This window comes from Streptomyces sp. NPDC088554 (genome assembly GCF_044752945.1).
In the GTDB taxonomy this organism is placed as follows: Bacteria; Actinomycetota; Actinomycetes; order Streptomycetales; family Streptomycetaceae; genus Streptomyces.
Map to the genome: position 1 here is coordinate 369,084 of NZ_JBIVMF010000002.1, position 22,075 is coordinate 391,158.

Below are 22,075 nucleotides of genomic sequence, written 5' to 3' on the forward strand. Positions count from 1 at the left end.
GAATGCTCTGTTCGGAGCGGTTCCGCACGCCGTTCCTCTGGTTTGACCCTGCCCCCGCGGAGTGATCGCTTACTACAGATTCGCCTGGCACATTCCCTTGTCAATCCCCAGGGCCAATCTCCGCCAGTTCCAGGACTCGGCGCGTGGGAACGTCCTCCATCTGTCACGCTGTCGGGATCGTAAGCGGCACAACGCCAGAACCGGATCAGGAGCCGCAGTGGGGCCCATTCCGATCCCGCGTGAACCCCTTCACCTCACGGCATCCCAGGTGCCGTTATGCAGGGACGCGCGGTCCACATCCCGTACCAGCCTGCCCGGAAATCCGCTCGCCCCGTCCGCCGCACGCCGCTTCGTACGCGCGGCGCTCGCGGACTGGACCAGCCTGGGGCTGCTCACCACCTGCACCTTCTGCCGGGGGGACAGCGGCTGCGCCCCGGGCGGACACAGCACCGACCTGCTCGCGGACGACGCGGTGCTCATCGTCGACGAACTCGTCACCAACGCGGTCGTGCACGCGGGGACCACCGTCGAACTCGTCTGCCGTCTCGAAGCCCCCTCCCAGGGGCCCGGCGCGGACGACGAGGAACCCGCGGCCCTCGTCCTGGAGGTCTCCGACCACCACCCCGCCCGCGCCGTACAGAGCGACGGGCCCGACCAGCCCCCGCCGGGCACCCCCGAGTACGGCCGGGGGCTGCAACTGGTCGCCGCCCTCGCCGAACGCTGGGGCATCACCTACCGCTCGGGCCTCAAGACCGTCTGGGCCCGCCTCCCGCTCGAAGGCCGCGACACGGCACAGGACCAGGGCACCGAACCCGCCCTGCGCCGGGGACTGCGGGCCGCCGAGATCCTCGCGCCCGTCTCCCGGAGGCCCGTCCGTGACGACGAGCAATGGGCGGGCCGGGGCGCCCTCTCCTTCCTCGCCGAGGCGTCCGAACTGCTCGCAGGACAGCTCGACGAGGAACTCGTCGCGGCCCTCGCCGGACAGCTGCTCGTCCCCCGCATCGCCCAGTGGTGCGCCGTCTGGCTCGACGGCGAGGGCTGCCCGTCCGAGGCACCCCGCCTCGCCCGGGTCTGGCACGCCGACGAGTCCCGCATCGAGCCCCTGCGGGTCGTCCTGGAGAAGGAGCCGCCAAGACTCTCCGACCCGCCACGCGGCGAGCCCGTACAGGTGCCGTGGCCGGAGGCGCCGGGCGGACGCGAGGGGGTGGCGCTCGCCTGCCGGCTGGTCGCCAACGGGCGCGCCCTCGGCACGCTGCTCCTCGGGAGACCGGGACAGACGGACGTACCCGACGAAGTGACCGCGCTCGTCGAGGACTTCGCGCGGCGCGTCGCCCTCGGCATCGGCGCGGCCCGCCGCTACAGCCGCCAGCTCACCATCAGCCGCGTACTCCAGCGCGGACTGCTCCCCAGCCAGGTGGCGAGGATCCCGGGCGTCGCCAGCGCGCTGGTGTACGAGCCGAGCGGCGAGGGGCTCGCGGGCGGCGACTTCTACGACGTCTTCCCCTGCCCGCCCGGCGACCGCTGGTGCTTCGTGCTCGGCGACGTCCAGGGCAGCGGCCCCGAGGCCGCCGTCGTCACCGGCCTGGCCCGCCCCTGGCTGCGGCTCCTGGCCCGCGAGGGCTACCGCGTCGGAGCGGTCCTCGACCGGCTCAACCGGCTGCTCCTCGACGACGCGACGGAGGCCGCCGAATCCGCGTCCCTGATGGTCGCGGCCGCCGCCGCGGCGGGCACCGGCACCGCGCAGACCCCCGGCCTGCCGGGACTGCCCTGGCTCCCCGGCCTGCCCGAGGGCAGCCAGGCCCGCTTCCTGTCGCTGCTGTACGGGGAGCTGATGGCGCTCCCGGGCGCGGCGGGCGGCGTACGGTGCACCCTCGCCAGCGCCGGACACCCGCTGCCGCTGCTGCTGCGCCCCGACGGTACGGTACGGACGGCCGCCGAGCCGCAGCTGCTCCTCGGGGTCGTCGACAGCGTCGCGTACGAGAGCAGCTCGTTCAACCTGGAGCGCGGGGACACGCTCCTGTGCGTCACCGACGGTGTCACGGAGCGCCGCTCGGGGCGGCGCATGCTCGACGACGGCGACGGGCTGGCGCGGGCCCTGTCCGCGTGCGCGGGGCTCACGGCGCAGGGCGTGGCCGAGCGGATACGGCGGACGGTCCACGACTTCTCCGACGTACCGCCGGGGGACGATCTGGCGCTGCTGGTGCTCCAGGCGGAGTGAGACGCGGCGGGAGCGGTCCATGGCGTCCGGGTCGCCGTGGGCCGGCCCGCCCGTCGCGTACGCGACACTGGGGGTATGCCTTCCGCACTGCCCGACGGTGACCCCATGCCCGAGACCGGAGCGCTGCCCCCGCAGGCCCTGGCGGGTGCGGCGGACCGGCCACTCGGCTTCTACCTGCACGTTCCGTACTGCGCGACCCGCTGCGGCTACTGCGACTTCAACACCTACACGGCGACCGAGCTGCGTGGCTCCGGCGGGGTGCTCGCCTCCCGCGACAACTACGCAGACACCCTCGCCGACGAGGTCCGTCTCGCCCGGAAGGTGCTCGGCGACGACGCCCGCCGGGTCCGTACGGTCTTCGTCGGCGGCGGTACGCCCACGCTGCTGGCCGCCGGGGACCTCGTACGGATGCTGGGCACGATCCGGGACGAGTTCGGGCTCGCTGACGACGCCGAGATCACCACAGAGGCCAATCCGGAATCCGTCGATCCGGCCTATCTGGCGACCCTGCGCGAGGGCGGCTTCAACCGGATCTCCTTCGGCATGCAGAGCGCCAAACAGCACGTCCTGAAGGTCCTCGACCGCAACCACACCCCGGGCCGTCCCGAAGCCTGTGTCGCCGAGGCCCGCGCCGCCGGATTCGACCACGTCAACCTCGACCTGATCTACGGCACCCCCGGCGAGAGCGACGACGACTGGCGCGAGACCCTCGCCGCGGCGGTCGGCGCCGGACCCGACCACATCTCCGCGTACGCGCTGATCGTCGAGGAGGGTACGGGGCTGGCGCGCCGCATCCGCCGGGGCGAGGTCCCGATGACGGACGACGACGAGCACGCCGACCGCTATCTGATCGCCGACGAGATCCTCGCGGAAGCGGGCTTCTCCTGGTACGAGGTGTCCAACTGGGCCACCTCGGAAGCCGCCCGCTGCCTGCACAACGAGCTGTACTGGCGCGGCGCGGACTGGTGGGGCGCCGGCCCCGGCGCCCACAGCCATGTCGGCGGCGTCCGCTGGTGGAACGTGAAACACCCCGGCGCCTACGCCCAGGCCCTCGCGGAGGGCCGCTCGCCCGGCGCGGGCCGCGAACTCCTCACGGCGGAGGACCGCCGGGTGGAACGCGTCCTGCTGGAGCTGAGGCTCTTCGAGGGCTGCGACCTGACCCTCCTGAAACCGGCGGGGGCCGCCGCTGCCGCCCAGGCGGTAAGGGACGGCCTCCTGGAAGCCGGTCCTTACACCGAGGGCCGCGCGGTCCTGACGCTCCGGGGACGGCTGCTGGCGGACGCGGTGGTCAGGGACCTGGTGGACTGACCCCGACGTCAACCGGCCGCCCGCGCCGTCACCCGTCGGACGTCGCTCCTGCCCGTACTGCCACTGTCGGACGTCAGCCCCGGCCGTACCGTCACCCGTCGGACGTCGCTCCCGGCCGAACCGCCACCGGTCACCCGCTCACCCGTCAGGCGTCGGTCCCGGCCGTGACGAAGTCGATCAGCTCCTCCACGCGGCCCAGCAGCGCCGGTTCCAGGTCCCTGAACGAGTGGACCCGCGACAGGATGTGCTGCCAGGCCGCGCCGGTGTTCTCCGGCCAGCCCAGGGCCCGGCACACGCCCGTCTTCCAGTCCTCGCCCCTCGGCACGGCGGGCCAGGCCGGGATACCCACCGAGGAGGGCTTCACGGCCTCCCAGACGTCGATGTACGGGTGTCCCACCACCAGGACGTCCGCGCCCGTCACCGACGCGGCGATACGGGACTCCTTGGAGCCCGGGACCAGATGGTCGACCAGCACCCCCAGCCGGGCGTCCGGGGCCGGGCCGAACTCGGCCACCACGGCGGGGAGATCGTCGACGCCGCCCAGATACTCGACGACGACGCCCTCGACGCGCAGATCGTCGCCCCAGACCTTCTCGACCAGCTCGGCGTCGTGCCGGCCCTCCACATAGATCCGCCCGGCCCGCGCGACACGCGCGCGTGCACCGGGCACGGCGACCGAACCCGACGCCGTACGGGCGGGCCGGGCCGGGGCGGCCGAGGACGGGCGGACCAGGGTGACCACCCGGCCCTCCAGCAGGAAGCCGCCGGGGACCAGCGGGAAAACCCGGTGTTTGGAGAAACGGTCCTCAAGAGTGACCGTCGGCCCCTCGGCTGTCTTCTCGCAGCGGATCACCGCACCGCAGAACCCCGTCGACACCTCCTCGACCACCAGATCCGGTTCGGCGGGAACCTCCGGCGCGGGGGCGGACTTCTTCCACGGCGGGGTCAGATCGGGGCTGTAGCTGCGCATCCGCAAGACGATAGGCGGCGCGTACCCGTACGGCTACGACCGCCCGAACCGTTCGGCCAGCGCGTCGCGTTGTGCCCGTACGAACGCCGCGCCGACCACCGCCCCGTGCCCCGGTACGTACACCGCGTCCGACCCGCCCAGCGCCAGCAGCCGGTCCAGCGCGGCGGGCCAGTACGTGGGCAGCGCGTCCGGGCCCGCCTGGGGCTCGCCCGACTCCTCGACCAGATCGCCGCAGAAGACGACACAGGGGTAGCCCGGCACGAGCATCGCCAGATCGTGGGAGGTATGGCCGGGTCCCGCGTTGGCCAGCAGGACCCGTCTGCCGCCCAGCTCCAGCGCCAGCTCCCCGGCCACCGCCCGCCCCGGCAGCTCCAGCAGCTGTACGGCCGCCGCCGCCTCCGCCGCCCCGGCCCCTTCCCGTACCGCGTCCTCGTACAACTCGGTACCGCCCGTGGCCAGCAGCTCCGCCATGCCCGAAGGGCCGTAGAACTCTGCCCCCGCGAACGCTCCCGAGCCCAGCACATGATCGAAGTGCGGATGGCTCAGTGCGACATGCGTCACGCGGCGGCCGCCGAGCAGCGACCGTACCTGCGCGTGCAGCTCGGCACCTTCGCGGACCGATGAACCCGTGTCGTAGAGCAGCACCCGGTCGTCGCCCGCCACCAGCCCCACCGTCGCGTCCCACCCCGGCAGCCGTCGTCGGCCCACACCGGGTGCCAGCTCTTCCCACCCGTGCTCTTCCCAATGGACGTCCATACCGGGACGCTACGGGAGTCACCCGGCGGAAGGTGGGCCGATCCGCGAGGTAGCGTGGTCGGCCGCCCTTGCTAGGGGTGTGGCACACAGCCGTACACTGGCGGGGAGTACTGGCACTCGCCCCAAGTGAGTGCCAGAGCCGGACCGCAACAGACGCACGACAACGCGCGGCAGCGCACAACGACGACATGACGACGGACGACAGCTGGAGGTGTGCCACATGCTCAGCGAACGCAGGCTTGAGGTGCTGCGCGCGATCGTCCAGGACTATGTCGGCACGGAGGAACCCGTCGGCTCCAAGGCGCTCACCGAGCGCCACAAGCTCGGCGTCTCCCCGGCCACCGTCCGCAACGACATGGCGGTGCTGGAGGACGAGGGCTTCATCGCCCAGCCGCACACCAGTGCCGGGCGCATCCCGACCGACAAGGGCTACCGGCTCTTCGTCGACCGGCTGGCGGGGGTCAAGCCCCTGTCGCTGCCGGAGCGCCGCGCCATCCAGAACTTCCTGGACGGAGCCGTCGACCTCGACGATGTCGTGGGACGTACGGTACGGCTGCTCGCCCAGCTCACCCGGCAGGTCGCCGTCGTCCAGTACCCCTCGCTGACCCGTTCCACGGTGCGGCATGTGGAGCTGCTGGCGCTCGCGCCCGCCCGGCTGATGCTCGTCCTGATCACGGACACCGGACGGGTCGAGCAGCGCATGATCGACTGCCCCGCGCCCTTCGGCGAGACCTCGCTGGCGGATCTGAGGGCCCGGCTCAACAGCCGGATCGTCGGACGCCGCTTCGCGGACGTCCCGCAGCTGGTGCAGGAACTGCCCGACTCGTTCGAGCAGGAGGACCGGGGGACCGTATCCACGGTGCTCGCGGTCCTGCTCGAAACCCTGGTCGAGGAGACCGAGGAGCGGCTGATGATCGGCGGCACCGCCAACATCACCCGCTTCGGACACGATTTCCCGCTGACCATCCGCCCCGTGCTGGAGGCACTTGAGGAGCACGTGGTGCTCCTCAAGCTGCTCGGTGAGGCGGCGGACCCGGGCATGACCGTACGTATCGGGCATGAGAACGCCCATGAGGGCCTCAACTCCACGTCCGTCGTCGCGGTCGGCTACGGTTCGGGCGACGAGGCAGTCGCAAAACTCGGCGTGGTCGGACCGACCCGCATGGACTACCCCGGAACGATGGGAGCGGTACGCGCAGTGGCACGTTACGTCGGACAGATCCTGGCGGAGTCGTAAGTGGCCACGGACTACTACGCCGTACTCGGCGTGCGCCGCGACGCGTCTCAGGACGAGATCAAGAAGGCATTCCGGCGGCTCGCCCGCGAGCTGCACCCGGATGTCAATCCCGATCCCAAGACGCAGGAGCGCTTCAAGGAGATCAACGCCGCGTACGAGGTGTTGTCGGACCCGCAGAAGAAGCAGGTCTACGACCTCGGCGGCGACCCCCTCTCGGCCAGCGGGGGAGGTGGCGCGGGCGGATTCGGAGCCGGTGGCTTCGGCAACTTCTCCGACATCATGGACGCGTTCTTCGGCACGGCGTCGCAGCGCGGCCCGCGCTCGCGCACCCGCCGCGGCCAGGACGCCATGATCCGGCTGGAGATCGACCTCAACGAGGCCGCCTTCGGTACGACCAAGGACATCCAGGTCGACACGGCCATCGTCTGTACGACCTGTTCGGGCGAGGGCGCCGCCCCCGGCACCGCGGCCCAGACCTGTGACATGTGCCGCGGTCGCGGCGAGGTCTCGCAGGTCACCAGGTCGTTCCTCGGCCAGGTCATGACCTCGCGGCCCTGCCCGCAGTGCCAGGGCTTCGGTACGGTCGTACCGACGCCGTGTCCCGAGTGCGCCGGGGACGGCCGTGTCCGGTCGCGCCGTACGCTCACGGTCAAGATCCCGGCCGGTGTCGACAACGGCACCCGGATCCAGCTCGCGGGCGAGGGCGAGGTCGGCCCCGGCGGCGGCCCCGCCGGCGACCTCTACGTCGAGATCCACGAGCTGGCGCACGCGATGTTCCAGCGGCGCGGGGACGATCTGCACTGCACGGTCACGGTCCCCATGACGGCGGCGGCGCTGGGCACGAAGTGCCCGCTGGAGACGCTGGACGGCATGGAGGACATCGACGTCAGACCGGGCACCCAGTCGGGCCAGTCGATCCCGCTGCACGGACGCGGCATCACGCATCTGCGCGGCGGCGGCCGGGGCGACCTGATCGTGCACGTCGAGGTGATGACCCCGTCGAAGCTGGACCCGGAGCAGGAGCGCCTGCTGCGCGAGCTGGCGAAGCTGCGCGGCGAGGAACGGCCCACGGGGCAGTTCCAGCCGGGGCAGCAGGGGCTGTTCTCGCGGCTGAAGGACGCGTTCAACGGACGGTAGCGGTGGCGGTAGTGGTTGCTTGAAGGACGCGTTCAACGGGCGGTAGCGGTTGCTTGAAGGACGCGTTCAACGGGCGGTGGTGGTTGCCCGAGGTACGTCTTCGACGGGCGGGCGGTAGCCGTACGTTCTCCGTGGTCGGGCCGCGTGCCCGGCCGCGGAGGGCGGTCCCGATGCGGAGCCGCCACACCGGACATGGCACGATGCGTTCATGTCCACCGCACTGACCGATCTCTGCCGGTATCCGATCGTGCAGGCCCCGATGGCCGGCGGCGCCTCCCGCCCCCAGCTCGCCGCGGCCGTGTCCGAGGCGGGTGGGCTCGGGTTCCTCGCCGCCGGGTACAAGACGGTCGACGGGATGTACGAAGAGGTCAAGCAGGTACGCGGGCTCACCGGCCGGCCGTTCGGCGTCAACCTCTTCATGCCGCAGCCGCCCTACGCCGACCCCGCCGCCGTCGAGGTCTACCGCAACCAGCTCGCCGGTGAGTCGACCTGGTACGAGACCCCGCTCGGCGACCCCGATTCGGGGCGGGACGACGCCTACGAGGCCAAGCTGGCGATTCTGCTGGACGACCCGGTGCCGGTGGTCTCGTTCACGTTCGGATGCCCCACCAGGACGACCCTGGACGCCTTCGCGAAGGCCGGGACGTACACCGTCGTCACCGTGACGACCCCCGAGGAGGCCCAGGCCGCTCAGTGGTCGGGCGCCGACGCCGTCTGTGTGCAGGGGATCGAGGCGGGCGGCCACCAGGGCACGCACCGCGACGATCCGGCCACCGACGGCACGGGGATAGGGCTGCTCTCGCTGGTGGCCCAGGTCAAGGAGACCGTGCAGGTGCCGGTGATCGCGGCGGGCGGGCTGATGCGCGGCGGCCAGATCGCCGGAGTGCTCGCGGCGGGCGCCGACGCGGCACAGCTCGGTACGGCGTTCCTGGTGTGCCCGGAGTCCGGGGCGAACGCGCTGCACAAGCAGGCCATGACCAACCCGCTGTTCGTACGGACCGAGCTGACCCGCGCCTTCTCCGGCCGGCCCGCGCGAGGGCTCGTCAACCGCTTCATGCGCGAGCACGGCCCGTACGCCCCGGCCGCGTACCCGGAGGTCCACCACCTCACCTCCGGGCTGCGCAAGGCCGCCGCGAAGGCCGGTGACGCGCAGGGCATGGCGCTCTGGGCGGGACAGGGTCACCGGCTGGCCCGCGAGCTGCCCGCCGCCGAGCTGATCGGGATCCTGCGGACCGAACTCGCCGAGGCGGGCGCCTCGTTGGTCCCGGTCCCGGAGGAAGCCCCGTGACCGCTCCCGTTTTCGTCGTCGGGCCCGGCGCGCTCAGGACCGGTACGGTCACGCTCGACGGCCCCGAGGGGCGGCACGCCGTCTCCGTACGGAGGCTGCGCGTCGGCGAGGAGATCGTGCTGACGGACGGCGCGGGCAACGGCGCGTACGGGACGGTCGCCGCGGTCGAGGGCAAGGACCGGCTGGAGGTCGCCGTCACCGAGGTACGCACCGAGGCGGAGCCCACGCCCCGGATCACGGTCGTCCAGGCGCTGCCCAAGGGCGACCGCGGTGAACTCGCCGTCGAGACCATGACGGAGACCGGCGTCGACGCCGTCGTCCCGTGGGCCGCCGCGCGCTGCATCACCCAGTGGAGGGGCGAGCGGGGCGCCAAGGCGCTCGCCAAATGGCGGGCCACGGCCCGTGAGGCGGGCAAGCAGTCGCGGCGGACGCGCTTCCCGGAGATCTCGGACGCCCTGAGTACGAAGCAGGTGGCCGCGCTGCTCGCGACGGCGGACTTCGCGGCCGTCCTCCACGAGGACCAGGATGTGAACAGCGGGGCGCTGGCCTCGGCCGTACTGCCGTCCGAAGGGTCCATCGTGCTGGTCGTGGGGCCCGAAGGGGGCGTCTCGCCCGAGGAGTTGGCGGTCTTCGTCGAGGCGGGCGCGGAGCCGTACCGGCTGGGCCGCAGCGTACTGCGCACCTCCACGGCGGGCACGGCTGCCACGGCGCTGCTGCTCGGCCGCACCGGCCGCTGGTCCTGAGAGCCCGGACCTCCGGACCCCGCTCTTCGGAACCCGTCCTCCGGTCCTCTGAACCGGACCGCTGATCCGCTGATCCGCTGATCTTCAGGACCGCCCGCCCGCCGAGCGGTAGCATGCCCGCATCCAGAAGATCACCAACGGAACGATCACCAACGGTGAGTGAGGAGACCCGGATCATGGCCGGAGAAGCACAGGCCGACTGCCTGTTCTGCAAGATCGTCACGGGCGAGGTGCCCGCCACGATTGTTCGGAAGACCGAGACCACCGTCGCCTTCCGGGACATCAACCCGCAGGCCCCCACGCATGTCCTGGTCATCCCCAGGGCGCACTACCAGGACGCGGCGGCCCTCGCGGCGGCCGAGCCGTCCGTCGCCGCCGATGTGCTGCGCGAGGCCGCCGAGGTCGCGGCCGGGGACGATGTCGACGGCAGCGGCTACCGGATCGTGTTCAACACCGGTGCGGGCGCGGGCCAGACCGTGTTCCACGCGCACGCCCATGTGCTGGGCGGCCGTGGGCTCGAATGGCCTCCCGGATAGGGGAGTCGCCTTGTCCGTCCGCGAATTGGTCGTGCTGGGCACCGCCAGCCAGGTGCCCACCCGCCACCGCAACCACAACGGCTATCTGCTGCGCTGGGACGGCGAGGGCCTGCTCTTCGACCCGGGCGAGGGCACCCAGCGCCAGATGCTGCGCGCCGGGGTCGCCGCGCACGACCTCCACCGCATCTGCGTCACGCACTTCCACGGCGACCACTCCCTCGGCCTGGCCGGGGTCATCCAGCGCATCAACCTGGACCGGGTGCCGCACGAGATCACCGCGCACTACCCGGCGAGCGGACAGCACTTCTTCGAGCGGCTGCGGTACGCCACGGCCTACCGCGAGTCCGTCGAGCTGACCGAGGCCCCGGTGAGCGCCGACGGCGTCCTCGCCCGCACGCCCGCGTACACCCTGGACGCCCACCGGCTGTCCCACCCCGTCGAGTCGTACGGCTACCGCCTCACCGAGCCGGACGGACGGCGGATGGATCCCCGGCGGCTGGCGGCGCACGGCATCGCGGGGCCGGACATCGGCCGGCTCCAGCACGAGGGCGTGCTGAACGGTGTGACGCTGGACGAGGTCAGCGAGGTACGCCGGGGGCAGCGGTTCGCGTTCGTCATGGACACCAGGCTCTGCGACGGGGTGCACGCGCTGGCCGAGGGGTGCGACATGCTGGTCATCGAGTCGACCTTTCTCGACGAGGACGAACGGCTGGCGTCCGACCACGGCCATCTCACCGCGGGACAGGCGGCCCGCGTCGCCAGGGACGCGGGCGTACGTCAACTGGTGCTGACGCACTTCTCGCAGCGGTATCCCGATCCGGGCGAGTTCGAACGGCAGGCGCGCGCGGCCGGTTTCGAGGGCGAACTGACGGTCGCGTCCGATCTCGTACGGGTGGCGCTGCCCCGGAGATCCCGCTGAGGCACGGCGTGGCCGGGCCGGGCGGGACCGCGCGCGTACCCGGCCGTCAGCGCCATCGGGCAGACTGTCGGCCCATCCGCACGCGACCGGGAGCCCGCCGTGACCACACCCAACGGAGACCCGCTGGAGTCCACCACCCAGGTCGATCCGCTGGGCGCCCTGCGCGCCCCGGACGACCCGGAGTGCGACGTCTATCTGACCGGCACGGTCTTCCTCGACATCATCTTCACCGGCCTGGACAGCGCCCCCGTGCGCGGGACCGAGTCCTGGGCGCGCGGGATGGGTTCGAGCCCCGGCGGCATCGCCAACATGGCCACCGCCCTGGCCCGGCTCGGGCTGCACACCTCGCTCTCCGCGGCCTTCGGCGACGACCACTACGGCGAGTACTGCTGGGACGCGCTGGAGCAGGGCGAGGGCATCGACCTGTCCCGCTCCCGCACGGTCCCCGACTGGCACTCGCCCGTCACCGTGTCCATGGCGTACGAGGGCGAGCGCACGATGGTCTCGCACGGCCACGAGGCGCCGCCGCCGGAGGGCGCCCTGCCGGAGTGCCCGCCACGCGCGCGTGCCGCCGTCGCCGCGCTCGCGCCGGGCCGCAAGGACGACTGGATCGCCGACTCCGCGCGCCGGGGCACCCGGATCTTCGCCGACGTCGGCTGGGACGACACCGGCCGCTGGGACCTGGCAGGACTGCCCGACCTGGAGCACTGCGAGGCGTTCCTGCCCAACGCGGCGGAGGCGATGCGCTACACCCGTACGGAATGCCCCAGGGCCGCCGCGCGGCTGCTCGCCGAGCGGGTGCCGGTCGCCGTCGTCACCCTGGGTGCCGAGGGCGCGTACGCGGTGGACGGCTCGACGGGCGAGACCGCCGAGGTCCCGGCCATCGCGGTGGAGGCGCTCGACCCGACGGGCGCGGGCGACGTCTTCGTGGCGGGCTTCGTCACCGGTACGCTCGCGGGCTGGCCGCTCGCCGACCGGCTGGCGTTCGCCGGGCTGACCGCCGCGCTCTCCGTCCAGGAGTTCGGCGGCTCGCTCTCCGCGCCCGGCTGGGCCGAGGTGGCGGCCTGGTGGAGCCATGTGCACCGGTGCGCGGACCAGGACCCGGCGGCGCTGCGGCGCTACGCCTTCCTGGGGGAGCTGCTGCCCGCGCCGACACGGCCGTGGCCGCTGCGCCGGGCCGTACCGACGATCGGATTCGGCCGCTCGGCCTGAGGCGAAGGCCGCCGGGCCGGATGTCCCCGGACCGGATGGGAAAAGCCCTAGGGTCTTGTCAGTGCGGGGTCGTAGGCTGGTAATCCAGAGGTTGTCGAGCAGCGAGAACCCTGCAACGGGAGGTATGCGCAGGCCACAGCGCCGGCCCATGACTCAGACACCTACAGCCCGGACTCCTGTGACAGCGCAGACGCCCGTGACAGCGCAGACGCCCGCGTCGGGGCAGATCCCCGCACCGGGGCAGGCACGCGCCCGGTGGACCGTTCCGGCCAAGCACCCCATGGTGACGGTCCTGGGCTCGGGGGACTCCCTGCTCCGAGTGATCGAGAAGGCGTTCCCCGGCACCGATATCCATGTCCGGGGAAACGAGATCAGCGCGAGCGGCAGCGCGGCGGACGTCGCGATGGTCCAGAGCCTGTTCGACCAGATGATGCTGGTGCTCCGCACCGGTCAGCCGATGACGGAGGACGCAGTGGAACGTTCGATCGCCATGCTCAGGGCGAGCGAGAGCGGTGGCGCGGACGGTCCCGAGACACCCGCCGATGTGCTCACCCAGAACATCCTGTCCAGCCGTGGCCGCACGATCCGCCCCAAGACGCTCAACCAGAAGCGGTACGTCGACGCGATCGACAAGCACACCATCGTCTTCGGCATCGGCCCCGCCGGTACGGGCAAGACCTATCTCGCCATGGCCAAGGCGGTCCAGGCGCTCCAGGCCAAGCAGGTCAGCCGCATCATCCTGACCAGGCCGGCCGTCGAGGCGGGCGAGCGGCTCGGCTTCCTGCCGGGCACGCTCTACGAGAAGATCGACCCGTATCTGCGCCCGCTCTACGACGCGCTGCACGACATGCTCGACCCCGACTCGATCCCCCGGCTGATGGCGGCGGGCACGATCGAGGTCGCGCCGCTGGCGTATATGCGGGGCAGAGCGCAGCCGGTCTTCACCAAGGTGCTGACCCCGGACGGCTGGCGACCCATGGGAGATCTCCGGGTGGGGGATCTGGTCATCGGGTCGAACGGCGAACCGACTCCGGTTCTCGGTGTGTATCCACAGGGCGAGAAGGACATCTACCGGGTCACTGCCCAGGACGGTTCCTCGACGCTGTGCTGTGACGAGCACCTGTGGACGGTCCGGACGGCGTCCGATCGGCGTCGTGACAAGCCGTGGCGAGTCCTTGAGACCAAGGAAATGATCGGCAGACTGCGAGCGGGGCATGCCCGCCGGTACGAATTGCCGATGCTGACCGCGCCGGTATGCCTCCCGGAGCGGGCGGTTCCCATAGACCCCTACGCGCTGGGCCTGCTCCTCGGCGATGGCTGCCCTACCGGCAGTACCACACCTTCCTTCGCCACGAACGATCCGGAACGTGCCTCCGCTGTGGAGAACGTGCTTCCGGGTGTCGGCGCACGATGGATGGGCGGGGTGAACTACGTCCCGAACCGAGTGAAGGCGCCGGGTGATGTTGTCACCCTGGAAAACCCTGTGACGAGGAGTCTCCGTGCTCTTGACCTGGTCGGCACCGGGTCGCACTCCAAGTTCGTGCCGGACGACTATTTGTACAACTGCGCCGAGGTCCGCGTCGCGCTGCTCCAAGGGCTGCTGGACGCGGACGGCGGCCCCGTACCTCGGTCCGGCCGGACGTGCCGCATTCAGTACACGACGACATCGATTCTGCTTCGCGACGATGTCGTCGCCCTGGTCCAGTCGCTGGGTGGTGTCGCCTACAGCCGTCGCCGCGCGGCCGAAGGCCGTGCACCAGGCAGAGCAGGAGGCCGGGATGCCATCCACCGTTACGACGCGCACATCATCGACATCCGGCTGCCTGAGGACATCGAGCCCTTCCGCCTGGCGCGCAAGAGAGACATCTATGTGGCGGCCGGAGGCGGCGGGCGGCCCATGCGTCACATCGACAGCATCGAACCGGCAGGCCGTGAGGAAGCGCTGTGCATCCAGGTCGCCGCGACCGACTCGCTCTATGTCACCGAGGATTATCTGCTGACGCACAACACGCTCAATGACGCGTTCATCATCCTCGACGAGGCGCAGAACACCAGTGCCGAGCAGATGAAGATGTTCCTGACGCGGCTCGGCTTCGACTCGAAGATCGTCATCACCGGTGACGTCACCCAGGTCGACCTGCCGGGCGGCACCAAGAGCGGGCTGCGCGAGGTCCAGCACATCCTGGAGGGCCTCGACGACATCCATTTCTCCCGGCTGACGTCCCAGGACGTCGTACGGCACAAGCTCGTCGGCCGTATCGTCGACGCGTACGAGCAGTACGACAGCGGCGGCAGCTGAGCCGGCCGCACCACCTGAGCAGGAGAGCAACAGCGCATCATGTCGATCGACGTCAACAACGAGTCAGGCACCGAGGTCGACGAGCAGGCGATCCTCGACGTCGCCCGCTACGCGCTCACCCGGATGCGTATCCACCCGCTCTCCGAACTGTCGGTGATCGTCGTGGACGAGGCCGCCATGGAGCAGCTGCACATCCAGTGGATGGACCTGCCGGGTCCGACCGATGTCATGTCCTTCCCGATGGACGAGCTGCGTCCGCCGGCCAAGGACGACGAGGAGCCCCCGCAGGGACTCCTCGGTGACATCGTGCTCTGCCCGGAGGTGGCGAAGAAGCAGGGCGAGGAGGCCCCGACGGGGCACACCATGGACGAGGAGCTGCAACTCCTCACCGTCCACGGCGTGCTGCACCTGCTGGGGTACGACCACGAGGTGCCCGAGGAGAAGGCCGAGATGTTCGGGCTCCAGGCGGCGATCGTGGACGGCTGGCGTGCCGAACACGGTCTGACCGGCCCGTCTCCCGCGCCGACCGTCTCGTGACCGCGCAACTGATCGTCGGAGCGGTCGCCCTGGTCGTCGTCGCCTGGCTGGCGGCGTCGGCCGAGGCGGGGCTCGCCCGGATCTCCAGCTTCCGGGCGGCCGAGGCGGTGCGCTCGGGACGGCGGGGCGCGCAGAAGCTCGAACAGGTCGCCGCCGACCCGACGCGCTATCTGAACGTGGCCCTGCTGGTCCGCGTCGCCTGCGAGATGGCGGCCGGGGTGCTGGTCACCTACGTCTGTCTGGAGGAGTTCCGGCAGACCTGGGCGGCGCTGCTCGTCGCCATCGCCGTGATGGTGCTGGTCTCCTATGTCGCGGTCGGCGTCTCGCCCCGCACCATCGGCCGCCAGCACCCGCTGAACACGGCGACGGCCTCGGCGTACGTCCTGCTGCCGCTGGCCAGGATCATGGGCCCGATCCCGCAGCTGCTGATCCTCCTCGGCAACGCGCTCACCCCCGGCAAGGGTTTCCGCAAGGGGCCGTTCGCCAGCGAGGCCGAGCTGCGGGCGATGGTCGACCTCGCCGAGTCGGAGTCCCTCATCGAGGACGAGGAGCGCCGCATGGTGCACTCCGTCTTCGAGCTGGGCGACACGCTCGTCCGCGAGGTCATGGTGCCGCGTACGGACCTGGTCTCCATCGAGCGCTCCAAGACCGTCCGGCAGGCGCTGACCCTGGCGCTGCGCTCCGGGTTCTCCCGTATCCCGGTGACCGGGGAGAACGAGGACGACATCGTCGGCATGGTCTATCTCAAGGACCTCGCCAGGAAGACCCATGTCAACCGGGACTCCGAGACCGACCTCGTCTCCACGGCGATGCGCCCCGCCGCCTTCGTCCCCGACACGAAGAACGCGGGCGATCTGCTGCGCGAGATGCAGCAGGACCGCAGCCATGTCGCGGTCGTCATCGACGAGTACGGCGGCACGGCGGGCATCGTCACCATCGAGGACATCCTTGAGGAGATCGTCGGCGAGATCACCGACGAGTACGACCGCGAGCTGCCGCCCGTCGAGGAGCTGGGCGACGGCTCCTACCGGGTCACGGCCCGGCTGGACATCGGCGACCTCGGAGAGCTGTTCGGCCTCGACGAGTACGACGACGAGGACGTGGAGACGGTCGGCGGCCTGCTCGCGAAGGCGCTGGGCCGGGTCCCGATCGCCGGCGCCAGCGCGGAGGTCGAGCTGCCGGACGGCCGGCGCCTGCGGCTGACGGCGGAGTCCCCGGCGGGCCGCCGCAACAAGATCGTGACGGTCCTGGCCGAGCCGGTACGGGAAGAGGCGACGGCCCCGTGACAGCGGGCGGCGCGCCGATGACCGTACGGGAGCTGAAGGCGTGCTGCCTCGGGCAGAACGGGACGTCCGAGGACGTCCCGTTCCCCCGCAGCCCCGGGCTGACGGTCTTCAAGGTCGCCGGGAAGATCTTCGCGTTCTGCGCGCCGGACGAGGAGCCGCTGAAGGTCTCCCTCAAGTGCGACCCCGAGGAGGCCGTCCGGCTCCGGGAGGCCCATCCGGCGATCGCCCCCGGCCGGCACCTCAACAAGCGCCACTGGAACACGGTGACGGTCGGGGAGCTGCCCGCGCGGATGGTGCGGGAGCTGATCGAGGACTCGTACGACCTGGTGGTGGCGGGTCTGCCCAAGGCGGAGCGCCTCAGGCTGGACCGGCCGTAGCCCGGCGGCCGGGGCTGCTCCGCCGGGCCCCGGCCGTGCTCCCTATGCTCGGCACATGACTCAGAGCACCGATCCCGGCATCGACCTCGACCCCGAGGATCGCAAGATCATCACTCTCGCCCGCAGCGCCCGCGCCCGTAACGGCGTACCGGAGGGCGCGGCCGTACGCGACGAGACCGGGCGTACCTATGTCGCGGGCACGGTGGAGCTGGCCTCCCTCCAGCTCAGCGCGCTGCGCACCGCGGTCGCCATGGCCGTGGCCAGCGGCGCCACCTCGCTGGAGGCGGCGGCCGTGGTCACGGCCGCGGACAGGGCGTCGGACGAGGACCTCGCCGCGGTACGCGATCTGGGCGGCCCGACGACCCCGGTCCTGGTGGCGGGCCCCGACGGGACGTTGCGCGCGACGGTCACGGCGGGCTGACGGGGCGGGCCGTGGGGGGCCGGGCAGGACGCGCTGGTAGGCGGTGGGTGAACGATCGGGGAGAATGGGCGCCATGAGCGCTCGTACCTCGTCCTCCGAGACTTCACCCGAGACGGCCGGAGCCCCCCACCGGGCCGGCTTCGCCTGTTTCGTCGGCCGCCCCAACGCGGGCAAGTCCACCCTCACGAACGCTCTGGTCGGTCAGAAGGTGGCCATCACCTCGAACCGGCCGCAGACCACGCGGCACACCGTCCGGGGCATCGTGCACCGCCCCGAGGCGCAGCTGATCCTGGTCGACACCCCGGGGCTCCACAAGCCGCGCACGCTGCTCGGCGAGCGGCTGAACGATGTCGTACGGACCACCTGGGCCGAGGTCGACGTGATCGGTTTCTGTCTGCCCGCCAACGAGAAGCTGGGCCCCGGGGACCGGTTCATCATCAAGGAACTGGCCGGTATCAGGAAGACCCCGAAGGTCGCCGTCATCACCAAGACGGACCTCGTCGACTCCAAGACGCTCGCCGAGCAGCTGATCGCGATCGATCAGCTCGGCAAGGAAATCGGCATGGAGTGGGCGCAGATCGTCCCGGTCTCGGCCGTCGGCGATCAGCAGGTCGGACTGCTGGCGGACCTGCTGATCCCGATGCTCCCGGAGAGCCCGCCGCTCTACCCGGAGGGCGACCTCACGGACGAGCCCGAGCAGATCATGGTGGCCGAGCTGATCCGCGAGGCCGCGCTCGAAGGCGTACGCGACGAGCTGCCCCACTCGATCGCGGTCGTGGTCGAGGAGATGATCCCGCGCGAGGACCGCCCGGCGGACCGGCCGCTGCTGGACATCCACGCGAACGTCTACATCGAGCGCCCCAGCCAGAAGGGCATCATCATCGGCCCCAAGGGCAAGCGGCTCAAGGAGGTCGGGACGAAGTCCCGCAAGCACATCGAGGCGCTCCTGGGCACGCCGGTCTTCCTGGACCTGCACGTCAAGGTGGCGAAGGACTGGCAGCGCGACCCGAAGCAGCTGCGCAAGCTGGGGTTCTGAGCGCAGGGTGCCGGCCGCCGGTCTTCCGACGCGGCGGCGGTGGCGACGGCGGTGGTACGGGCCCGGTGAGCCGGGCCCGTACGGGCGAGGTGCCGCCACGTACCCCGCGAGGTTGTCGGTATTACGCCCCCTCCTTGAGGACCCGGGAGATCAGCGCGCGCTGCGCGTCCGTCAGGGAGGGGTCCGCGCAGTAGAACGTACGGTCGTCGATCGTGATCCGGTAGCTGAAACCGTCCGGCACACCCGGGGGCGGGTTGTCCCGGGCGCCGGGCGTCGCGCGCTCGGCCAGCTCCCGCCATGCCTCGGCGTCGGGCAGGCCCGTGGTGTCCACCTCGGACCTGCGCTCGATGCCGGCGAAACCGCCCGTGCGTCGTACTTGGATACGCATGGTCCTGTTCTAGTACGTGAAGGGCGGCGACGGTAGCCGCCGCCCCCGTCCGGCTAGGACGTGGCGACCCCGACCTGGGACCACGCCTTGGTCACGGCCTCCAGCTCCGCCGCGTCGCCGTAGCGGGCCCGCGCCGCCGCGACCGTCAGCCGGGCGAAGCCGGCGAAGTCCGCGTCGAGCCGCAGCTCGCCGCCGGTCAGCACGTCGAACCAGATCTGGCCCGCCCGCTCCCAGGACTTTCCGCCCAGCTGGGTGGCGAGCAGGTAGAACGCGTGGTTGGGGATGCCGGAGTTGATGTGGACCCCGCCGTTGTCGCTGTTCGTCCGTACGTAGTCCGCCATGACGGCGGGCTGCGGGTCCCGGCCGAGGACGTCGTCGTCGTACGCCGTCCCCGGGGCCTTCATGGAGCGCAGGGCGACGCCGGTGACGCCCGGGGCGAGCAGGCCCTCGCCGATCAGCCAGTCGGCCTGCTCGGCGGTCTGGTCGAGGGTGTGCTGCTTGACGAGGGTGCCGAAGACGTCCGACACGGATTCGTTCAGGGCGCCGGGCTGGCCGTAGTAGGCGAGGTTGGCGGTGTACTGGGTGAGCCCGTGGGCCAGCTCGTGGCCGATCACGTCGACCGGGATCGTGAAGTCGAGGAAGACCTCGCCGTCGCCGTCCCCGAAGACCATCTGCTCGCCGTCCCAGAAGGCGTTCCCGTACTCCCGGTCGTAGTGCACGCTGGCGATCAGCGGCAGCCCGGCGCCGTCCAGCGAATCGCGGCCGTACGCGTCGAGCAGCAGCTGGAACGTGGCGCCGAGCCCGCTGTACGCGCGGTTGACCGTGGCGTCCTGACCGGGAGCGTCGCCCTCGCCGCGGACCTTCCGGCCGGGGAGCCTCGTACGGTGCTGGCAGTCGTGGATGGTGCGGTTCGGCTGTCCGGTGCCCGTCGCGGCGCTGCCGACGTCGACCGGGGCCGGGGCCGGGATGCCCGCCAGGGTGTTCAGTCGGCGGATGCGCTGGGCGGCGTCCGCCTCCAGGGTGTGGCGGGCGCGTTCGGAGACCGCGGGGTCCTCGGCCTGTGCGAGCTTGTCGAGGACATGGGGAGGCACGATGGTGCAGAAAACGGGAGCGATGGCGTCCATGACAGCAATGTGGCACTCCGCCCCGGCCCTGTCACCCATTGCGACCGTGATTGACGAAATGGAGTGATCCGTCACCGTTCGGCCACTGCCCACCCACGCTGTGTGCTGAGGCGGTCCCGCATGCTGATACGGCCCTGCGGGGGCGGTCCGTCTCGGCTAGGCTGCCGGACATCATGCGTTTCGGGCTGCTTCTCCTTAGCTGCCGCGGCGAGGGCCTGTAGTCGTAGGCCGACTCCCTCCCCGCGGTGTCTGGCGTTGCGGTGATCACGCCCCGTCGGCCGTCCGTCCCAGAGGACACACGAGGAGCCCCACGCAATGTCCGTACCTTCTGTCGGTCGCCCCACGCCCATCACCAACGCGACCCACACCCAGCGCCCCTCCGGGATGCCGATCCACAAGTACGGCCCGTACGAGGCCGTCGAGATCCCCGACCGCACCTGGCCGGACAACCGGGTCACCGCCGCTCCCCGCTGGCTCTCCACCGACCTGCGCGACGGCAACCAGGCGCTGATCGACCCGATGTCCCCGGCCCGCAAGCGCGAGATGTTCGACCTGCTGGTCCGTATGGGCTACAAGGAGATCGAGGTCGGCTTCCCCGCCTCCGGCGAGACCGACTTCGCCTTCGTACGGTCGATCATCGAAGAGGGCGCGATCCCCGACGACGTGACGATCTCCGTCCTGACGCAGTCGCGCGAAGAGCTGATCGAGCGCACCGTCGAGTCGCTGCGCGGCGCCCGCCGCGCCACCGTCCACCTCTACAACGCCACCGCGCCCACCTTCCGCCGGGTCGTCTTCCGGGGGACGAAGGAGCAGGTCAAGCAGATCGCCGTGGACGGCACCCGGCTGGTGATGGAGTACGCGGAGAAGCTGCTCGGCCCCGAGACCACCTTCGGCTACCAGTACAGCCCGGAGATCTTCACCGACACCGAGCTGGACTTCGCCCTGGAGGTCTGCGAGGCCGTCATGGACGTCTGGCAGCCCGAGGCGGGCCGCGAGATCATCCTCAATCTGCCCGCCACCGTGGAGCGCTCTACGCCGTCCACGCACGCGGACCGCTTCGAGTGGATGTCGCGCAACCTCTCCCGCCGTGAGCACGTCTGCCTCTCCGTCCACCCGCACAACGACCGCGGTACGGCCGTCGCCGCCGCCGAGCTGGCCCTGATGGCCGGCGCGGACCGTATCGAGGGCTGTCTGTTCGGGCAGGGCGAGCGCACCGGCAACGTCGACCTGGTGACGCTGGGCATGAACCTCTTCTCGCAGGGCGTCGACCCGCAGATCGACTTCTCGCAGATCGACGAGATCCGTCGTACCAGCGAGTACTGCAATCAGATGGAGATCCACCCGCGCCACCCCTACGCGGGCGATCTGGTCTACACGTCCTTCTCCGGCTCCCACCAGGACGCCATCAAGAAGGGCTTCGACGCGCGTGAGGCCGACGCCGCCGCGCAGGGCAAGACGGTGGACGAGACCGAGTGGGCCGTGCCGTACCTGCCGATCGACCCGAAGGACGTCGGCCGGTCGTACGAGGCGGTCATCCGCGTCAACTCGCAGTCCGGCAAGGGCGGTATCGCGTACGTCCTGAAGAACGACCACAAGCTGGACCTGCCGCGCCGGATGCAGATCGAGTTCTCCCGGATCATCCAGGCCAAGACCGACGCCGAGGGCGGCGAGGTCACGCCGGGCCAGATCTGGTCGGTCTTCCAGGACGAGTACCTGCCCAACCCGGACAACGCCTGGGGCCGCCTCCAGCTGCGTTCCGGCCAGACCACGACCGACACCGACGGCCAGGACACGCTGACCGTACAGGCCGTCGTGGACGGTACGGAGACCACGCTGACCGGCACCGGCAACGGTCCGATTTCGGCCTTCTTCGAGGCTCTGGCGGTGGTCGGCGTGGACGCCAGGCTGCTGGACTACCAGGAGCACACCATGAGCGAGGGCGCGAGCGCGCAGGCCGCCTCGTACATCGAGTGCGCGATCGACGGCAAGGTGATGTGGGGCATCGGGATCGACGCGAACACCACCCGTGCCTCGCTCAAGGCGGTCATCTCGGCGGTGAACCGCGCGGCTCGCTGACCCCAGGGACCCCACGCGAGCGCGCACGGGATCCCGCGCGGTCCCGGCGTGGTTTTCGGCGGAAACGGACCGGACCCCGCACACCGACAGGGTGGCGGGGTTCGGCCATGTCGTGGCGATCTCACGCCGTGATGCTGACGGCACCTCCCGGATGTGGCTAACATCACGTCACCGCGGCAATGTTGCCGGAGCGTTACGGAGGTGCGC

Annotated in this window: 20 protein-coding genes; 16 read left to right on the forward strand and 4 right to left on the reverse strand. The window is 71.2% G+C overall.

The annotated features are described in order from the left end of the window. The first annotated feature begins 268 nt into the window (after positions 1-268). Both ACIP8W_RS03600 and hemW read left to right on the forward strand, forming a co-directional pair. The gene (locus ACIP8W_RS03600) at positions 269-2,218 is read left to right on the forward strand and encodes a SpoIIE family protein phosphatase (RefSeq protein WP_401955739.1); all 1,950 of its coding nucleotides are present in this window, start codon (positions 269-271) and stop codon (positions 2,216-2,218) included. 75 nt (positions 2,219-2,293) lie between these two features. Continuing rightward, positions 2,294-3,526, forward strand: coding sequence for a radical SAM family heme chaperone HemW (gene hemW / locus ACIP8W_RS03605; protein WP_401955740.1), 1,233 nt, complete (start codon positions 2,294-2,296; stop codon positions 3,524-3,526). Between the two features lie 145 nt (positions 3,527-3,671). Here hemW and ACIP8W_RS03610 read toward each other — a convergent pair whose 3' ends face one another. Further along, on the reverse strand, positions 3,672-4,496 hold the full coding sequence (locus ACIP8W_RS03610) for a DUF3097 domain-containing protein (protein ID WP_401955741.1): 825 nt from the start codon (positions 4,494-4,496) through the stop codon (positions 3,672-3,674). Positions 4,497-4,529: 33 nt separating this feature from the next. Then, a complete protein-coding gene (locus tag ACIP8W_RS03615) occupies positions 4,530-5,252 on the reverse strand; it encodes an MBL fold metallo-hydrolase (RefSeq protein WP_401955742.1) in 723 nt (240 codons plus the stop codon). Between the two features lie 220 nt (positions 5,253-5,472). On the opposite strand from ACIP8W_RS03615, the gene hrcA reads away from it, so the two are divergent. The 13 genes from hrcA to era all read left to right on the forward strand — a co-directional run bounded on the left by hrcA (position 5,473) and on the right by era (position 18,280). Then, positions 5,473-6,489, forward strand: coding sequence for a heat-inducible transcriptional repressor HrcA (hrcA, locus tag ACIP8W_RS03620; protein WP_401955743.1), 1,017 nt, complete (start codon positions 5,473-5,475; stop codon positions 6,487-6,489). Further along, a complete protein-coding gene (gene dnaJ, locus ACIP8W_RS03625; RefSeq protein ID WP_401955744.1) occupies positions 6,490-7,626 on the forward strand; it encodes a molecular chaperone DnaJ in 1,137 nt (378 codons plus the stop codon). It begins immediately after the preceding gene. Positions 7,627-7,834: 208 nt separating this feature from the next. Beyond that, a complete protein-coding gene (locus tag ACIP8W_RS03630; protein WP_401955745.1) occupies positions 7,835-8,914 on the forward strand; it encodes a nitronate monooxygenase in 1,080 nt (359 codons plus the stop codon). Then, positions 8,911-9,657 (forward strand): 16S rRNA (uracil(1498)-N(3))-methyltransferase, encoded by a 747-nt coding sequence (locus ACIP8W_RS03635; protein WP_401955746.1) that lies wholly within the window; start codon positions 8,911-8,913, stop codon positions 9,655-9,657. Before ACIP8W_RS03630 ends, ACIP8W_RS03635 begins: the two co-directional genes overlap by 4 nt. Positions 9,658-9,833: 176 nt before the next feature. Beyond that, complete coding sequence (locus tag ACIP8W_RS03640) at positions 9,834-10,193, forward strand: histidine triad nucleotide-binding protein (protein ID WP_401955747.1); 360 nt, start codon at positions 9,834-9,836, stop codon at positions 10,191-10,193. Between the two features lie 10 nt (positions 10,194-10,203). Continuing rightward, positions 10,204-11,112, forward strand: coding sequence for a ribonuclease Z (locus ACIP8W_RS03645; RefSeq protein WP_401955748.1), 909 nt, complete (start codon positions 10,204-10,206; stop codon positions 11,110-11,112). 99 nt (positions 11,113-11,211) lie between these two features. Beyond that, on the forward strand, positions 11,212-12,324 hold the full coding sequence (locus tag ACIP8W_RS03650; protein ID WP_401955749.1) for a carbohydrate kinase family protein: 1,113 nt from the start codon (positions 11,212-11,214) through the stop codon (positions 12,322-12,324). Positions 12,325-12,604: 280 nt separating this feature from the next. Further along, on the forward strand, positions 12,605-14,623 hold the full coding sequence (locus ACIP8W_RS03655; RefSeq protein ID WP_402153689.1) for a PhoH family protein: 2,019 nt from the start codon (positions 12,605-12,607) through the stop codon (positions 14,621-14,623). A 39-nt stretch (positions 14,624-14,662) separates the two neighbouring features. Next, entirely contained in the window at positions 14,663-15,160 is a 498-nt protein-coding gene (ybeY, locus tag ACIP8W_RS03660) for an rRNA maturation RNase YbeY (RefSeq protein ID WP_401955750.1), read from the forward strand. Next, entirely contained in the window at positions 15,157-16,446 is a 1,290-nt protein-coding gene (locus ACIP8W_RS03665; protein ID WP_401955751.1) for a hemolysin family protein, read from the forward strand. Before ybeY ends, ACIP8W_RS03665 begins: the two co-directional genes overlap by 4 nt. Before the next feature lie 17 nt (positions 16,447-16,463). Then, on the forward strand, positions 16,464-16,823 hold the full coding sequence (locus tag ACIP8W_RS03670; RefSeq protein ID WP_401955778.1) for an MmcQ/YjbR family DNA-binding protein: 360 nt from the start codon (positions 16,464-16,466) through the stop codon (positions 16,821-16,823). A 55-nt stretch (positions 16,824-16,878) separates the two neighbouring features. Then, complete coding sequence (locus tag ACIP8W_RS03675; protein WP_401955752.1) at positions 16,879-17,244, forward strand: cytidine deaminase; 366 nt, start codon at positions 16,879-16,881, stop codon at positions 17,242-17,244. Positions 17,245-17,308: 64 nt separating this feature from the next. Next, entirely contained in the window at positions 17,309-18,280 is a 972-nt protein-coding gene (era, locus tag ACIP8W_RS03680; protein WP_401955753.1) for a GTPase Era, read from the forward strand. 121 nt (positions 18,281-18,401) lie between these two features. Here era and ACIP8W_RS03685 read toward each other — a convergent pair whose 3' ends face one another. Beyond that, positions 18,402-18,668 carry a protealysin inhibitor emfourin gene (locus tag ACIP8W_RS03685; protein ID WP_401955754.1) on the reverse strand — a complete coding sequence of 89 codons (267 nt, stop codon included), beginning with the start codon at positions 18,666-18,668 and terminating at the stop codon, positions 18,402-18,404. 53 nt (positions 18,669-18,721) lie between these two features. Continuing rightward, positions 18,722-19,792, reverse strand: coding sequence for a M4 family metallopeptidase (locus ACIP8W_RS03690; RefSeq protein ID WP_401955755.1), 1,071 nt, complete (start codon positions 19,790-19,792; stop codon positions 18,722-18,724). 315 nt (positions 19,793-20,107) lie between these two features. Between ACIP8W_RS03690 and leuA the strand changes: the two genes are divergently transcribed. Continuing rightward, on the forward strand, positions 20,108-21,868 hold the full coding sequence (gene leuA / locus ACIP8W_RS03695) for a 2-isopropylmalate synthase (RefSeq protein ID WP_401955756.1): 1,761 nt from the start codon (positions 20,108-20,110) through the stop codon (positions 21,866-21,868). The last annotated feature ends 207 nt before the right edge of the window (positions 21,869-22,075 follow it).

What these genes read in the sequence shown, in the direction of transcription:
- hemW (WP_401955740.1), top strand. Translation starts at nt 2,294, where the DNA reads ATGCCTTCCGCACTGCCCGACGGTGACCCCATGCCCGAGACCGGAGCG.
- ACIP8W_RS03610 (WP_401955741.1), bottom strand. Translation starts at nt 4,496, where the DNA reads ATGCGCAGCTACAGCCCCGATCTGACCCCGCCGTGGAAGAAGTCCGCC.
- ACIP8W_RS03615 (WP_401955742.1), bottom strand. Translation starts at nt 5,252, where the DNA reads ATGGACGTCCATTGGGAAGAGCACGGGTGGGAAGAGCTGGCACCCGGT.
- hrcA (WP_401955743.1), top strand. Translation starts at nt 5,473, where the DNA reads ATGCTCAGCGAACGCAGGCTTGAGGTGCTGCGCGCGATCGTCCAGGAC.
- ACIP8W_RS03630 (WP_401955745.1), top strand. Translation starts at nt 7,835, where the DNA reads ATGTCCACCGCACTGACCGATCTCTGCCGGTATCCGATCGTGCAGGCC.
- ACIP8W_RS03640 (WP_401955747.1), top strand. Translation starts at nt 9,834, where the DNA reads ATGGCCGGAGAAGCACAGGCCGACTGCCTGTTCTGCAAGATCGTCACG.
- ACIP8W_RS03655 (WP_402153689.1), top strand. Translation starts at nt 12,605, where the DNA reads ATGGTGACGGTCCTGGGCTCGGGGGACTCCCTGCTCCGAGTGATCGAG.
- ybeY (WP_401955750.1), top strand. Translation starts at nt 14,663, where the DNA reads ATGTCGATCGACGTCAACAACGAGTCAGGCACCGAGGTCGACGAGCAG.
- ACIP8W_RS03670 (WP_401955778.1), top strand. Translation starts at nt 16,464, where the DNA reads ATGACCGTACGGGAGCTGAAGGCGTGCTGCCTCGGGCAGAACGGGACG.
- ACIP8W_RS03675 (WP_401955752.1), top strand. Translation starts at nt 16,879, where the DNA reads ATGACTCAGAGCACCGATCCCGGCATCGACCTCGACCCCGAGGATCGC.
- era (WP_401955753.1), top strand. Translation starts at nt 17,309, where the DNA reads ATGGGCGCCATGAGCGCTCGTACCTCGTCCTCCGAGACTTCACCCGAG.
- ACIP8W_RS03685 (WP_401955754.1), bottom strand. Translation starts at nt 18,668, where the DNA reads ATGCGTATCCAAGTACGACGCACGGGCGGTTTCGCCGGCATCGAGCGC.
- ACIP8W_RS03690 (WP_401955755.1), bottom strand. Translation starts at nt 19,792, where the DNA reads ATGGACGCCATCGCTCCCGTTTTCTGCACCATCGTGCCTCCCCATGTC.
- leuA (WP_401955756.1), top strand. Translation starts at nt 20,108, where the DNA reads ATGTCCGTACCTTCTGTCGGTCGCCCCACGCCCATCACCAACGCGACC.